At 41.0% G+C, this 15,199-nt stretch carries 13 protein-coding genes and 4 tRNA genes; 2 read left to right on the top strand and 15 right to left on the bottom strand.

Features of this window, described 5'->3' with window-relative positions:
* Window position 1: 1 nt before the first annotated feature.
* Both ASF86_RS16205 and ASF86_RS16200 read right to left on the bottom strand, forming a co-directional pair.
* Window positions 2–1,324: an MFS transporter gene (locus ASF86_RS16205; RefSeq protein WP_056483675.1), complete on the bottom strand. Its 1,323-nt coding sequence runs from the start codon at window positions 1,322–1,324 to the stop codon at window positions 2–4.
* Window positions 1,325–1,551: 227 nt separating this feature from the next.
* On the bottom strand, window positions 1,552–2,772 hold the full coding sequence (locus tag ASF86_RS16200; protein WP_056483672.1) for an acyl-CoA dehydrogenase: 1,221 nt from the start codon (window positions 2,770–2,772) through the stop codon (window positions 1,552–1,554).
* 246 nt (window positions 2,773–3,018) lie between these two features.
* On the opposite strand from ASF86_RS16200, the gene ASF86_RS16195 reads away from it, so the two are divergent.
* Window positions 3,019–3,969 carry a LysR substrate-binding domain-containing protein gene (locus ASF86_RS16195; RefSeq protein ID WP_056483669.1) on the top strand — a complete coding sequence of 317 codons (951 nt, stop codon included), beginning with the start codon at window positions 3,019–3,021 and terminating at the stop codon, window positions 3,967–3,969.
* A 97-nt stretch (window positions 3,970–4,066) separates the two neighbouring features.
* Here the strand turns inward: ASF86_RS16195 and ASF86_RS16190 are convergent, their stop codons facing one another.
* Window positions 4,067–5,242, bottom strand: a complete 1,176-nt coding sequence (locus ASF86_RS16190; protein ID WP_056483667.1) for a zinc-binding dehydrogenase — start codon at window positions 5,240–5,242, stop codon at window positions 4,067–4,069.
* Between the two features lie 402 nt (window positions 5,243–5,644).
* Between ASF86_RS16190 and add the strand changes: the two genes are divergently transcribed.
* The gene (gene add, locus ASF86_RS16185) at window positions 5,645–6,640 is read left to right on the top strand and encodes an adenosine deaminase (protein WP_005042975.1); all 996 of its coding nucleotides are present in this window, start codon (window positions 5,645–5,647) and stop codon (window positions 6,638–6,640) included.
* Window positions 6,641–6,984: 344 nt separating this feature from the next.
* Here the strand turns inward: add and ASF86_RS16180 are convergent.
* From ASF86_RS16180 to ASF86_RS16125, 12 genes are all read right to left on the bottom strand, one after another.
* A tRNA-Pro gene (locus ASF86_RS16180) sits at window positions 6,985–7,061 on the bottom strand.
* A 4-nt stretch (window positions 7,062–7,065) separates the two neighbouring features.
* Window positions 7,066–7,141 (bottom strand) — tRNA-His (locus ASF86_RS16175).
* Between the two features lie 32 nt (window positions 7,142–7,173).
* Window positions 7,174–7,250: transfer RNA gene (locus ASF86_RS16170), tRNA-Arg, on the bottom strand.
* Window positions 7,251–7,306: 56 nt separating this feature from the next.
* Window positions 7,307–7,383, bottom strand: a tRNA-Pro gene (locus tag ASF86_RS16165).
* 142 nt (window positions 7,384–7,525) lie between these two features.
* The gene (gene nadA, locus ASF86_RS16160) at window positions 7,526–8,590 is read right to left on the bottom strand and encodes a quinolinate synthase NadA (RefSeq protein ID WP_005042977.1); all 1,065 of its coding nucleotides are present in this window, start codon (window positions 8,588–8,590) and stop codon (window positions 7,526–7,528) included.
* Between the two features lie 145 nt (window positions 8,591–8,735).
* A complete protein-coding gene (gene argJ, locus ASF86_RS16155; protein ID WP_056483664.1) occupies window positions 8,736–9,956 on the bottom strand; it encodes a bifunctional glutamate N-acetyltransferase/amino-acid acetyltransferase ArgJ in 1,221 nt (406 codons plus the stop codon).
* A gap of 133 nt (window positions 9,957–10,089) precedes the next feature.
* Window positions 10,090–10,569, bottom strand: a complete 480-nt coding sequence (locus ASF86_RS16150; protein ID WP_005042982.1) for a methylated-DNA--[protein]-cysteine S-methyltransferase — start codon at window positions 10,567–10,569, stop codon at window positions 10,090–10,092.
* Window positions 10,570–10,580: 11 nt separating this feature from the next.
* Entirely contained in the window at window positions 10,581–10,901 is a 321-nt protein-coding gene (locus ASF86_RS16145) for a DMT family transporter (RefSeq protein WP_003655889.1), read from the bottom strand.
* A 149-nt stretch (window positions 10,902–11,050) separates the two neighbouring features.
* Window positions 11,051–12,046 (bottom strand): cation transporter, encoded by a 996-nt coding sequence (locus ASF86_RS16140; RefSeq protein WP_056483661.1) that lies wholly within the window; start codon window positions 12,044–12,046, stop codon window positions 11,051–11,053.
* Between the two features lie 28 nt (window positions 12,047–12,074).
* Window positions 12,075–12,830, bottom strand: a complete 756-nt coding sequence (locus ASF86_RS16135; RefSeq protein ID WP_056483659.1) for a copper resistance protein B — start codon at window positions 12,828–12,830, stop codon at window positions 12,075–12,077.
* Window positions 12,817–14,751, bottom strand: a complete 1,935-nt coding sequence (locus tag ASF86_RS16130; RefSeq protein WP_056483656.1) for a copper resistance system multicopper oxidase — start codon at window positions 14,749–14,751, stop codon at window positions 12,817–12,819. The genes ASF86_RS16135 and ASF86_RS16130 overlap by 14 nt, the downstream gene beginning before the upstream one ends.
* A 40-nt stretch (window positions 14,752–14,791) precedes the next feature.
* A complete protein-coding gene (locus tag ASF86_RS16125) occupies window positions 14,792–15,187 on the bottom strand; it encodes a hypothetical protein (RefSeq protein ID WP_056483654.1) in 396 nt (131 codons plus the stop codon).
* Window positions 15,188–15,199: the final 12 nt, after the last annotated feature.

Here is a 15,199-nt window from a genome sequence, read left to right as displayed (position 1 = left end):
TTTATGATTGTCTTTGTGGATCGTACTGACGATCTTTAATAAATAAGCCTGGCAATATACCCGCAACAAAATACGCAGCGCCCATCACAATAAAGGCCATGGTAAACGTACCACCCGATGCCAAGAAACCAATGGTGGCTGGTGCAATAGCAGCCCCGACACGACCAATGTTATAAGCACCGCCAATGGCTGTTCCGCGCACATCGGTTGAAAAACTTTCAGCCATATACGTCGCGTTCACACCATATGGAATGCCATATAAGAAGCCAAAGGTGATCAATAAATACAAAATATTGTCAGGAGTATTAAAGAAAATAATGATCGGCAAGAACACGGCGCTGGCAATTGTTCCAAACACGAAAACAGCACGGCGGTTAAATTTATCAGCAAGATAACCCGCTAAAATTTTGCCTAGAATCATTGCAGTATATGAACCCACCATATAACTGGTTAAGTTTTTAAAGTTCATATGCACTTCTGTTTCTAAATAACTTGGCATCCAGTTGTTAATGCCGTAATAACCAAACTGTAAGAAGAATGCTGTAGTCATCCACAACAAAAACATTTTACGGTGCTTAAAGTTATTAAAAATTTGCTTATAGATGCTGCTACTTTTTGGTTTTTCATCCACCACAATTTCTTTAGGCTGCCTATTGCCTTGTAAACTTTCAATTTTGGTGAGCTGCCAAGATTTTGGTTCTGGCACAAATCGTTGTAGGAAAATATTAACAAAAGCAGGCACCACGGTCAGAAAGAACAAAACACGCCAGCCATGATCGGGAATAATTGCACCAGCTAACAGCGTCGCAGCAATATAGCCCACTGTTTGGCCAGTCTGTAAAGTGCCCAATACTGTTGTACGGTAAGTTGTCGGCACATATTCAGCCATTAAGGTATTACAAGCCATATAGAGTGCTCCGATTCCTAAAGCACCAATAAAGCGTAAAGCCATAAATTGCTCGAAGCTTTGCGTAAAACCCAATAAACAAGTCGCTACCGAAAAGAAGGTCACCGAGTTGGCAATGGTCCGTACACGACCAAACTTGTCACATGCCCAACCACCCAAAATACCGCCAACGCCCATTCCTGCCAACGACGCACTACCCAATGCGCCCGCTTGAAAGGTACTTAAACCAAACTCTGTCTTTAAACTGGTTAAGCTATAAGACAGCAGCATAATATCAACACCATCGACCACCATCGCAAAATAGGCAAATAGCAACGCCCATTTCCATGTATGTGGTCCAATCTTTTCATATGTTCCAAGATTACTTGGAAATGTATTTCTTAACTCTTTCGATATTACTTGAACGTCATTGTTCATCTTTAGTTCCTCATTTTCCCAAATGAGTCATCGATGGCCTACTTATGTTTTCTGTATGACTTAATCTTCTATATTTTTCATCATCTTATATTCAATTTTAAGTACACAGAGGTACATCTTCACATGAGTATCCTTGCGATGAATCTTGTCATTATCCATAAATTTTTGCGTACAAAACCCTAAAGGTGCTCTTGAAAGAACACCTCAATTTTTTAAAAATGAATGAGTTAGTTACTAAATGCCGCGATGCCTGTTTGCGCACGACCTAAAATCAGGGCATGAACGTCATGTGTGCCTTCATAGGTATTCACAACTTCAAGATTAACCAAATGACGGGCCACACCGAACTCATCACTAATACCGTTTCCACCCATCATGTCACGTGCCATGCGAGCAATATCAAGCGCCTTTCCACAGTTGTTACGCTTAATTAAAGATGTGCCTTCAACTGACGCAATACCTTCATCTTTCATACGGCCAAAACGTAAAGCTATTTGCAAACCTAATGCAATTTCAGTTTGCATATCTGCCAGTTTCTTTTGAATCAACTGATTTGCAGCCAACGGACGGCCAAACTGTTTACGGTCCATTGTGTATCGATGTGCGGTATGCCAACAGAACTCGGCAGCACCCATTGCGCCCCATGCAATGCCATAACGCGCACTGTTCAAACAGGTAAATGGACCTTTTAAACCTCGAATTTCAGGGAACGCATTTTCTTCAGGTACAAAAACGTTATCCATTACAATTTCACCTGTAATCGAGGCACGTAAACCGACCTTGCCATGAATGGCAGGCGCAGATAGCCCTTCCCAGCCCTTTTCTAAAATGAAGCCTCGAATATCACCCACATTACCTTCAGTAGAAACTTCTTTTGCCCAAACCACAAATACATCAGCAATTGGGCTATTGGTAATCCACATTTTTGCGCCAGTTAAACGATAACCACCATCAACTTTTTTAGCACGCGTAATCATACTGCCTGGGTCTGAGCCATGGTCAGGTTCTGTTAAACCAAAACAGCCAATGTATTCACCAGTTGCCAATTTAGGCAAATACTTCTGCTTTTGCTCTTCAGTACCAAATTCATGAATTGGAACCATCACCAATGAGCTTTGTACACTCGCCATAGAGCGATAGCCCGAATCGACATATTCAATTTCACGTGCGACCAAACCATAACTCACATAGTTCAAACCTGCACCGCCATATTGCTCAGGAATGGTTGGCCCCAATAAGCCAAGCTCTCCCATTTCACGAAAAATAGACGGATCTGTTGTTTCATGACGGAATTGTTCGAGTACACGTGGTTGCAGGCGTTCTTGGCAATATGCATGAGCCGCATCACGAATCATACGTTCATCTTCGGTAAGCTGTTGCTCAATTAAAAATGGGTCTTGCCAGTTAAATTGAACTTTTGCTTTTTTTGTTGTCACCATGTGATTCATCGCATCCTCTGCTTGATTTGATCTTCTTTATTTAACTCGATGTTATGCGTGAAAAATGCAGTAATCAAACGATAAATCTTCATGCAGATATGCGACTTATGCATACTTAAAATAAGTAGGATTAAATTTAGATATTTAATTCGTTGTATTTCATTAAAAATGGCTTATTTTTAGACTAAACTCTGCTATCTGCATTTAGGTCATATGCTGTTTTGAAATATGAAGACAAATAAAAGGATTTTATTTATGCGAAGAAGCATCCCATCAATACAGGGCCTGATTTGCTTTGAAAGTGCAGCAAAACATCTAAGTTATACCTATGCTGCGCAAGAGTTATGTATTACCCAAAGCGCGGTCTCTCGCCAAATTCAGCAGTTAGAAGATTTCTTGGGTGTTGAATTATTCATACGTACTCGACATGGCGTTGAACTCACCATTGCAGGTCAACAATATTTTAAAAGCATTAAACCCTACTTATTAGGGCTAGAAAAATGTACGGCAGATGTGATTTCTCATAAGGGTTTAGGTGGAACATTAAAGTTAGGTGTGGTTCCCACCTTTGCAACGCGCTGGCTATTACCCAAACTTCATCTTTTAAATCAAAAACACCCTGAAATTACGGTTCACTTAGAGACCAGTACCAAACCTTTTTTATTTAATGACAATATTTTTGACGCTGCTATTTTTGCAGGCACACAGCAGCAAATTGACCACTGGCCCGGCATACAAGCGCATTATTTAATGGATGAAGAAATTGTACCTGTTTGCTCACCAAGACTAATCAAAAAGTATTTTCCAGATGCAGTGATGATCAATGAAAATACCTATGATTTAACTCCAGAAGATTTACTAAAAATTCCCCTACTGCAACAAACCACTCGACCTAGCATTTGGCAAGAATGGTTTCTGACTCACCAGATGCAGCACCCGAAGCCTTTTGATGGACAACGCCATGAGTTATTTTCAATGCTTGCCGTTGCTGCCAGTCATGACATGGGAATGGCCTTAATTCCGCAAATGTTGATTGAGTCTGAACTACAAAAAAAGGAACTGGTGATTGTTTCCAATAAAAAACTAAAAGGCAGCCGAAAGTACTACCTGATTCACTCGAGCCAAGACATCACACCGACCATTCAGAAATTTGTTGACTGGATTCACCACGAATTAGAGCAGCTAAAAAGTAACACAGCTCTATAGCTATTATTGAACACCCAATATTGCGATTTATACTCATAAAAAAAGGTTGTGATTAATGAGATCACAACCTTTTTAATTAACCGTAATTTACTTTGAATTAATGACTCATCAATTGAATATCTGAACCACTACGTTTCGGGTCAATCAAGATTTTGGCGTGCTGTTCAGGGTCACGTAATGCCTCAAATGCACTCGTAACACCTTCTAGGCCAACAACACCTGTAATTAGCGGTGAACAGTTCACTTTACCTTCTGCAATCATATGTAGCGCATCTCGAAACTCAAGCGGTGTATAGCCCAATACAAATTGAATTTCTAACTCTTTATTAATTGCAAGTGCGGGTTCTATTTTGTCACTTTGCATGCACACGCCCACCCCGACAATTCGGGAAAACAAAGGTGCACCTTCAATAATTTGCTGTAAAACACCCGGTACACCCACACACTCAAAAATAACAGGACGTTTTGGCAAAGCACCTAACTTATCAATCATGCGCCATCCATGCCACCACGGTAAGCGTGTCGCTTGTAACTTATCAAACAGCCCCATGCCCATGTTAATTGCATCAGATACATTGCCCAGCAAACCAAACTCTTTCCAGTTAGCAAATGGCGATGTCTCTTTAGGATCTACCACAATATCTGCACCACATTGCTCGGCAAGCTTACGGCGATTTGGCGAAAAGTCGCTGGCAACCACAGTTTTAACCCCAGCCGCTTTAAGCATTAATATGACACCTAACCCGACAGGACCACAGCCAATTACAATCGCAGGCTCACTGGTTTTCACACGACTACGGCGAACAGCATGCAAAGCAACCGCCATAGGTTCAGTCATGGCAGCACTATCTGCATTTAAGCCATTCGGTACTTCAAACATCAAGCTTGATTGAGCAAGTACCTGCTCGGCATAACCACCTGAAGCATTTGGAGAAAGCCCTGTAGATAAATAACCATGCTGATCTACATTTAAAAGAGGCATCGCACAAACGAGTGTATCGGCTTTAAATTTATGACGAGTTTTTGGGCCATAATCCAAAACTTTGCCACAAAACTCATGTCCCAGTACAAACGGGTCCGTAGACTTAGCTAAACCATTAAACCCGACACGTGCGGCTAAATCATGCATGTGGTCGCAGTGATGTTGCATATGCAAATCAGAGCCACAAATCCCGCATCGAACCACTTCTAATAACACCTGTCCTTTTGTAGGAGTTAATTTCGGTTGGTCCACCACTTGTAATTTTGCTTGATGACAAAGTACCGACTTCATTTGAACGCTTCCTATTTCTTCTTTTCATTTACTTGCCAGAAATAGATTTCTACAGATAAATTAATCGCTTTATCAGTTTGGTCTTTAGCAAGCCTTCACTCATATTTACAAGTAACAGACGAAATACCAATGACCATTCTTTAGCCAATCCATTGTTAAAGAGTCAACAGTAGGTAGGCTCAGCGAGATTAAAAACAATAAAAATCTTAGTGCTTGTATCTTACACAGACTGCGTTATCTTCTTAGGCCAGAACAATGTCATCAAAATTAAAACTTAAACGAATATCTTAAGTTCAAAAAACTCAACTAAACCCCTTTTCACAAAAACATAGCAAATCCAAACTTTTATCAGTGCCCCTAAACAGGCATGATGAATGGATACGAACAGATAAGAAGAAGCCTATGATTACAAAAACACTTCCCCTTACAGATATACACCGCCACCTCGATGGCAATATCCGTATTCAAACTATTTTAGAATTAGGGCAACAATACCATTTAGATTTGCCTGCCTACGACATTGAATCTTTACGTCCACACGTACAAGTGATTGACAACCAACCTGACTTATTAAGTTTTTTATCGAAGTTGGATTGGGGCGTAAAAGTATTAGCCAGTTTAGATGCCTGCAAACGCATTGCATTTGAAAACATGCAAGATGCTGCACAACAAGGCCTAGACTATGTAGAGCTTCGTTTTTCGCCGGGTTACATGGGCATGACGCATCAACTACCGCTTGAGGGAGTCGTTGAGGCGGTTATTGCTGGTGTGAAAGAAGGCAGTCAGATTTACGGGGTAAAAGCGAATTTAATTGGCATTATGAGCCGTACGTTTGGTCAAGAAGCCTGCGCAAAAGAATTAAATGCTCTACTTGCCCATAAAAATGATATTAAAGCGTTGGATCTTGCTGGAGATGAGCTTGGTTTTCCGGGCAACTTATTCATTGATCACTTTAAAAAAGCGCGTGATGCAGGTTGGCACATTACGGTACATGCAGGCGAAGCTGCCGGCCCAGAAAGTATTTGGCAAGCGATTGAAGAATTAGGTGCTGAACGAATTGGACATGGCGTTAAAGCAGTTCAAGATTTAAAACTTTTAGATTATTTGGCAAAACATGAGATTGGTATTGAGTCTTGTCTCACCTCAAATATTCAAACCAATACAGTTCCGTCTTTAGCAGAGCACCCATTAAAGACTTTTTTAGAACATGGTGTGCTTGCCACCATTAATACAGATGACCCTGCTGTAGAAGGCATTGAGATACAACATGAATATTTAAGTGCTGCCCCATTGGCAGGATTAACCCCTGAACAAATTTATACAGCTCAAGACAATGGACTTAAAATTGCATTTTTATCAGATAAAGAAAAAGATGAGTTAAGACAAAAATATCAGTAACAGAGAACAGAGAACAGAGAACAGAGAACAGAGAACAGAGAACAGAGAACAGAGAACAGAGAACAGAGAACAGAGAACAGAGAACAGAGAACAGACAGAGAACAGAGAACAGAGAACAGAGAACAGAGAACAGAGAACAGAGAACAGAGAACAGAGAACAGAGAACAGAGAACAGAGAACAGAGAACAGAGGTTATATGTATTAAGGATATGAGTTCAAATATTGGAGTGTGTATGAATTAAAATTTAAATATATAAAAACAAAAAAATTCCTTCTATCGTTAAGACAAGAAGAAATTCTTTTTAATATTTGGGATATTTCTAAAGCTTGAACGCTTTTAAATATGGTCGGAGCAGTAGGATTCGAACCTACGACCCCCTGGTCCCAAACCAGGTGCACTACCAGGCTGTGCTATGCTCCGAAATTGGGGTGAATGACGGGATTCGAACCCGCGACAACTGGAATCACAATCCAGGGCTCTACCAACTGAGCTACATCCACCATCAAATAGTTCTATGTACCAAGCTACCGAGTGGCGCGCCTGACAGGATTCGAACCTGTGACCATCCGCTTAGAAGGCGGATGCTCTATCCAACTGAGCTACAGGCGCTTAACCGATGATGCTTATCATGCGATACTTCGCCGATCTTAAAATATTATTTTAAGTGGTCGGAGCAGTAGGATTCGAACCTACGACCCCCTGGTCCCAAACCAGGTGCACTACCAGGCTGTGCTATGCTCCGATCTATCTCAGCTTTTGTTGTATCGCACATCGTGCGGTACGGTGTGCATTCTAGGCGCGACGCCCTCAGACGTCAACACCTATTGTCAAAAAAAGTTAAAAATCCTTATCAAATGTATATTTAACAAGCATTTTGAGGTTTTTTAACGCTTTAACGATGCACTAAAGGCTAACATTCGATCTAAAGGCATTTTGGCACGTTCAGCAAGCGCTGGTTCGACGTGTATTTCCTGATCACCTTTTTGTAAAACTTCTAAAATTCCATCGAGTTCATTCATTGCCATCCACGGACAGTGAGCACATGAACGACAAGTTGCGCCCTCACCTGCTGTTGGCGCTTCAACTAAAATCTTATTTGGTACAGCTTGCTGCATTTTGTAGAAAATACCACGGTCAGTTGCCACGATAAGTCTTTCATTTGGCAAAGTCTGTGCAGCTTTAATCAATTGAGAAGTACTACCTACAGCATCTGCAATGTCTACAACCGATTCTGGCGACTCTGGATGTACCAATACAGCCGCATCTGGGTACAGTGCTTTCATGTTGGCAATGCCACGTGCACGGAATTCTTCATGCACAATACATGCGCCATCCCAAAGCAACATATCAGCACCGGTTTTCTTTTGAATATAACGACCTAAGTGCTGATCTGGTGCCCAAATAATTTTTTCACCTAAGCTATCTAGGTGCTCAACAATTTCGACTGCACAGCTTGAAGTCACCACCCAATCTGCTCGTGCTTTAACAGCAGCCGAGGTATTGGCATAGACAACTACGGTGTAGTCAGGGTGCTGATCACAAAAGGCAGTGAACTCATCAACCGGACAACCTAAATCGAGTGAACAAGTCGCTTCGAGTGTCGGCATTAAAATTGTTTTTTCAGGAGACAGAATTTTTGCTGTTTCTCCCATAAATTTAACACCTGCCACAACCAGTGTAGAGGCGGCATGATCTCGTCCGAAACGGGCCATTTCTAAAGAATCAGAAACACACCCACCTGTTTTTTCGGCAAGTTCCTGTACTTCAGGGTCGCAATAGTAATGAGCAACAAGGACAGCATCACGTTTTTTGAGCTCTGCTTCGATCTGAGCAAACTTTTGTTGTTTTGCTTCTTCACTTAAGCGGTTGTCTTTTGGCTCACCTAAACGGTCTAAATGCGCTTGTACAATGTTTTTTGCATCGTTGGCAATTAAAGTCGCATCACTCATAAAACGTCTTCTCTATCCTTCATGCTGGCATACCTGCTCGCATATAACGTTACTGCTTAAATGATTTACTAACTTGAATCATTTAATATCAAAAGATGGGGCTAATAAAAAAGCCTCTTTGTCGAGGCTTGATTATAACTGATATTTAAGAACGGTAATCAGCATTAATTTTGACATAGTCGTAAGATAAGTCACAGGTATATACCGTGTCTTTGGCCTGACCGCGTCCTAAATCAACTCGAATAGTAATTTCTGTTTGTGCCATAACACGCGCACCCGCCTCTTCGGTATAGTCCTCGGCAGCTCCACCATCTTTACAGATTTGTACATCATCTAGCCATACCTGAATTTTAGACACGTCTAAGTCTTTAACACCTGCATAGCCAATCGCAGCTAAAATACGGCCCCAGTTCGGGTCAGATGCGAAAAGCGCGGTTTTTACTAACGGCGAATGAGCAATACTATAAGCAATATCACAACATTCTTGAGTGTTGCCACCGCCTTCTACAGCAACAGTAATAAACTTCGTTGCACCTTCGCCGTCACGTACAATTAACTGTGCTAAACGATTCATAACACGAGCCAGTACTTCTAACACTTGAGCATATCGTGCATCGTTAATTGAAGTAATTTCAGCTCCACCTACCTGACCTGTTGCCACAAAAATACAAGAGTCATTGGTTGAGGTATCGCCATCAATCGTAATACGGTTAAATGAATGCTCAACCGTTGTCTTTAATAAGCTTTGTACTAAATCACGGCTAATAGGTGCGTCTGTAGCTACAAAGCTCAACATGGTTGCCATGTTTGGACGAATCATGCCAGCGCCTTTACTAATACCTGTCATGGTATAAGTAATACCATCTAGCTCAAATTGTTCAGATGCGCCTTTTGGTACTGTATCTGTGGTCATAATGCCAGACGCTGCATCATACCAAGCAGCCTCTTGCAAAGTGTTTAATGCAGGTCGAAGTCCAGCGAGTAAACGCTCCATTGGAAGCTGCTCACCAATTACACCTGTAGAAAACGGTAAAATTTCTGAGCTGTTTACCCCAGCAATCTCAGCTAATTTTGCGCAAGTATCTTGAGCATTTTTCAAGCCTGTAGGTCCAGTACCTGCATTGGCATTACCCGTATTAATCACTAAATAGCGAGGATTACCTTGGGTAAGATGGGCTTTAGAGACATGAACAGGTGCAGCACAAAATGCATTTTGGGTAAATACACCTGCAACATTTGAACCTTCTGCAAACTCAAAAATGACTAAATCTCGTCGGTTTGGGTAACGTACATATGCTTCTGTTGAGCCAATTTTTACACCTTTTACCACATGCATTTGTGGCATTGTTACGTCACCGACAGCCATTTTTAGAACATCCAGAGTTTGTTATGAATAAGATCAATATTTCAAAAAAGCGATGCAATGAAGCACCTTCTTCATGAAATATCAGTGTTAACAGCTTAGTAGAAAAGACTAAAAAAATCGAGCGCAAAACGGCTCATTGTTGCTCTAGCTTTAATAAAATATCTTTCTTATCAAGACCACCAGCAAAACCAACTAATGCCCCACCCGCACCAATTACTCGGTGACAAGGCGCAATAATCGAAATCGGGTTTTTCCCATTTGCAGCGCCCACTGCTCGTACAGCTTTTTCATTACCAATTTGAAGTGCAATCTCTTTATAACTTCTTGTTTCCCCATAAGGGATGGTGAGTAACGCAGCCCACACCTGTTTTTGAAATGCGGTTCCTTCGAAATCTAATGGCAAAGAAAACTCACAGCGCTTGCCTTCAAAATATTCTTCTAATTGTTGCTCAGTCTTTAATAAAACTGGATGTTCAACTTGTTCGACCAGCTCAGCCAGCCGAACACGTTTTGGATTTTCATTGTCCCAGAGTACTGCCACTAAAGCATTTTCATTCGCAACTAGCTTTAATTGCCCAACAGGCGAATTGATATACTTATAAGACAGCAACATAGTTTATTCTCTTAGGACGGTGACGAAATTTTCATTAAAACCAAACCTGACACAATGAGTACAGCGGCAATCATTCGCATAGCTCCAATTGGTTCATTGAGAAAGAATATGCCCACTAAAAATGATCCAATTGCGCCAATTCCTGTCCAAACCGTATAGGCAGTACCAAGAGGTAAAGTTTTCATTGATATTGAAAGTAGAACTACACTCAAAATCATAAAAACTACGGTAATAATACTAGGGGTTAAGCGTGTAAAACCTTCAGACATTTTCATAGAATATGCCCAAATGATTTCAAATACACCTGCTAAAATTAAAATAGCCCAAGCCATAACATTCACTAATTTTTATATTGTCAGGTCGTCCCGACATGATGACCCATTATGGGGGAGGTCGTTCCTCCTTTATGTGAGGACTCAGTTTACTTTAAAATAAAAAATGAAGGCAAACTCTATCTAAAGCTTACCTAGCTTAGAAAATATTATTGGTTTTTTAACTGTAAAATTTTTCGGGCACTATTCAAAACAAATAAAACAATAATCAGTCCAATAATTAAATCAGGATAAGGAGAACCCGTAATAGCAACCAATATTCCCGCAACAATAACACCTAAATTTACGATGACATCATTTGCAGAAAAGATATAACTCGCCTTCATGTGCGCCCCGCTCTCTTTATGGTCACTCATTAAATAAAGGCAACTAATATTGGCTGCAAGAGCTAATCCACCAATCAAAATCATCAAAATTGAAACAGGTTCACTGCCATATATAAAGCGGCGCAGGACATCAATTAACACAATTATGGCTAAGCCGAACTGCAACCAACCTGACAAATGTGCAGCCTTTAATTGAGCATTAAGATTTTTACCTACCACAAATAAGGCAATACCATAGATTGCAGCATCTGCGAACATATCGAGTGAATCGGCGATTAACCCTGTCGATGAAGCAATAATGCCTGCCATAAACTCAATGACAAACATGACCCCATTAATAAGTAATAACCATTGTAAAACTTGCTTTTGTGCTGCATTCATTGAAGAACTGGCTCTAACCTTTTTAGGTTTTTCAACAGGTTCATAATGTGGCTGCGTTTGTTGTAACTCGGCTCCTAATCCTAAACGTTGTAGGCTTTGGGTAATCATTTCAGCTTGAGCACTGTGATAAATCGCCAAATGGCGTGCCGGTAAGTCAAAATTAAGTTCCTGAATATCGTCAGCGTAAGAGGCTAAAGCCATCCGTACCATTTGCTCTTCGGCTGCACAATCCATGTGAGGTATATGATAATAACTCACCCATTGGCTCTTCTTAGCCACAGGTTCACTAGGGGTAGAATACTCCTGAGAAGGCATGCTTGAGCACCCGCAACTAGAGCCACTTTTACTTAAATGTATTTGATTCTCTTGTTTTTCTAAAGCCATCTGTGCACCATAACTGACACAAAAAACAATGCCATTAGTATAAACCAATGGCATGTCGTTAAGCTTACTTTTTGTTCTGCAATTAGAATTTAAGTGTTAACCCTGCTCCATAATACCAACCATGTTCAGAATCAGTTCCAGTTTGCCAAGCAGTTTGTTTTAAGCCTTTTTCATAGCCATAACCGAAATCAACAAATGGCATGACCTTTTTGTTGATTTCATAACGGGTTTGAAAGCCAGCTTGTAAACTCGATAAACCTGTTTTACTGGCATAACGAGATTCATCTTGAAAAACAACGTCTGCTTTTAAATAAGGTTTACCAATCAACTTTTGGGTAAAGAGTAAGTCTCTTTCAGTTTCTAAGCTTAGCTTCCACAACTGATCTTCACCGGCATAGAGATAGGCATCGGTTTCAAAAAAGTAAGGTGCCATGCCATGTAAACCAACTACACCAGCCCAGCGATCTTGCTTTTGGTCTTCCCGCTGTAAACGCTCATAGTTTACACCGGCCTGTACATCCCAATAGTCAGCTACATTTCGGCTGTAAAGCACTGAACCGCCATAATTAGTATCTTCTGACTCGGCCTTTTCAACATGGGCTTTAATGAACAATTTATTTTCATCCGTTCCCACCCAAGTTTCTAATTCAGAAGAAAAACTCCCTTCTCCCTCTTCATTTTGAGTCCAGCCCGTATCAATCGTAGTCGCCTGATAAACCTGACCACCATGTTCGCGTAAATGATCATGTGTTAAAGGTTCTTGAGCAAAACTAAATACAGATACGCTCGAGAAAGCACTGCAACATATCATTTGAGAAAATAACTTAGTGATGCGCATGACTAGCTCCTTTCTCATTTTCAGATTGAACAGGTGCTTGAGATGTTGGTTGTGCCCCATCATTCACTTGAGCCACAATCAACTTATTCATCATCCCTGCACTCATGTGATAAAGCAGATGGCAATGAATCGCCCATTCTCCTGATGCATCGGCTGTCAATAACGCAGTAACGGTCTTTCCTGGTGGAACAATAACGGTATGTTTATTGGGTAAGTTTTCAGCTTGTTGACCATTTTCCAATTGCATAAACATGCCATGTAAATGCATTGGGTGAGCCATCATGCTGTCATTCACGAACTTCAAGCGAATACGTTCGCCATATTTAACTTGTAATGGCTCAGCTTCGCTAAATTTCTTGCCATTAATGGTCCAGATATAACGCTCCATGTTGCCGCCTAAACGAATAACTAATTCACGTTCTGGTGCACGCGTGTCTGGCTGAGGTGTTAAAGATTGCAAATCACTATATTGCAGTGCTTTCATTCCCGTTGGTGTTGAAGCATTTGCCCAGCCATAAACTGGCTCATCTTTTTTAGTCGTACTTTCAGATTGAGCTGGCATTTCATGATTCATATTCATCATAGCGTGATCATGCTCGCTAGATGGCTTTGCCTGCATATCGTGTTTCATTTCAGGCATCGCTGACATGTCGTGCTTCATTTGCATCATAGAATGATCATGTTCTTCAGATGACATATTTTTCATGTCATGGCTCATGTTCATCATTGTGTGATCATGATTGGCATGGCTTGTCTCTTTTTTGATTTCAGGCATGGTCGACATGTCATGTTGCATGTTCATTTGATGGCCAGCATGTTCATCACTTGATCCATCACCATGACTCATGCCCATATCATCCATGGTCAATAAAGATCGCGGACGTGGCTGTGGCATTTGAATTGGACCAACCGCCTGAGTATTTTCATCATGCAAAGTACCGATAGCAAAGCCGCTACGGTCAATTGACTCAGCCTCAATCTGATAATTTGCCTGTTTAGGTTCAACAATCACATCATAGGTTTCGGCTGTGCCAATACGAAACTCATCAATTGCTACAGGCTTGACTGGCTGGCCATCTGCACTCACGACTGTCATTTTTAAGTTTGGAATTCTGACATCAAAAAATGACATTGCAGAGGCATTAATGAAACGTAGTCGGACTTTATCGCCTGCCTTAAAATCACCTGTCCAATTTTGCTGCGGTGTCTTACCGTTGACTAAGAAGGTATAACCCGTCACATCAGACATATCGGTTTTTAACATCCGCATCTGGTTCCACATCGAACGATCTTGCCAAGTTGCTTTTAAACCTTGTGCTTTAACCTGCTTCCAGACATCAGATACAGTTTCACGGCGATTTTGATAATACTCAGCAGATTTTTTCAAATTCTTCATAATGCTATCGCTAGATGAATTATGAAAATCTGAAAGCATCACAACATAATCACGGTCAGTTTTTTCATGCGCTGCAACTGGTGTTCTCCCTTTCGGATAAATCACGAGTGGGCCATATAAACCGTCTTGCTCTTGGCCTTTACTATGGGCGTGATACCAGTAAGTGCCGTTTTGTTTCACCTTAAAGCGGTAAACAAAATCTCCGTTTGGAGCGATTCCTTTAAAACCATTGAAACCCGGTACGCCATCCATTAACCCTGGCAATAACAAACCATGCCAGTGCAAAGACGTATCCTGATTCTTTAATTGGTTATGCACATGAATAACAGCATCATCCCCTTCTTCAAACTCAAGGAGTGGTGCTGTAAATTTTCCATTTACTGTAATTCGCTTTAGCGGTTGACCAGTAACATTTACCTGTTGTTCATTAATATTAAGGTGATATTCCTTAATTGCCGCGAGGGACCATGGTGAAACCAATAGCCCAAATACAGCGACTAAGCTGCTAATTGTTTTATGAGACATTGCTGTAATCCTTTTTAATTAAAAAATAAGTAAGAAAGGATTAAGCTTTAGGAGGACGTAAAATTTCTTGCCAGTATCCGGCTAAATGCTGAGCCTGATAAATACTGCTAAATTGAGAGGATATGGGAACAAATTGTGATTCAAGGTCTGGTACAGCTTGCTGCAATGCCAGATTCACAATTTGACAATGTACGGGGTTACAGTCCTTACAATGCTCACCGTGCGAATGAAGAGACTGGGTCATGGCTTGATGACATACAGTCTGATCATCTGCTTGAACATGTACAGAGTGATCAGTCATTTTTTCACTATGACATGGCATAGTGTGAAGATCATACTGCATAGGCGTCTGAGCAATAGACACACCACTCCACCCAATGACCAAAGTCATTAGGAACACAAACCAAGCATACTTGCGTAGGTGTTGTAGGGCCATTGTCGTATATTA

Source organism: Acinetobacter sp. Leaf130 (assembly GCF_001423205.1).
GTDB lineage: Bacteria > Pseudomonadota > Gammaproteobacteria > Pseudomonadales > Moraxellaceae > Acinetobacter > Acinetobacter calcoaceticus.
Note: the sequence above shows the minus strand (reverse complement) of the source record. Positions and strands in the feature narration are given on the sequence as shown.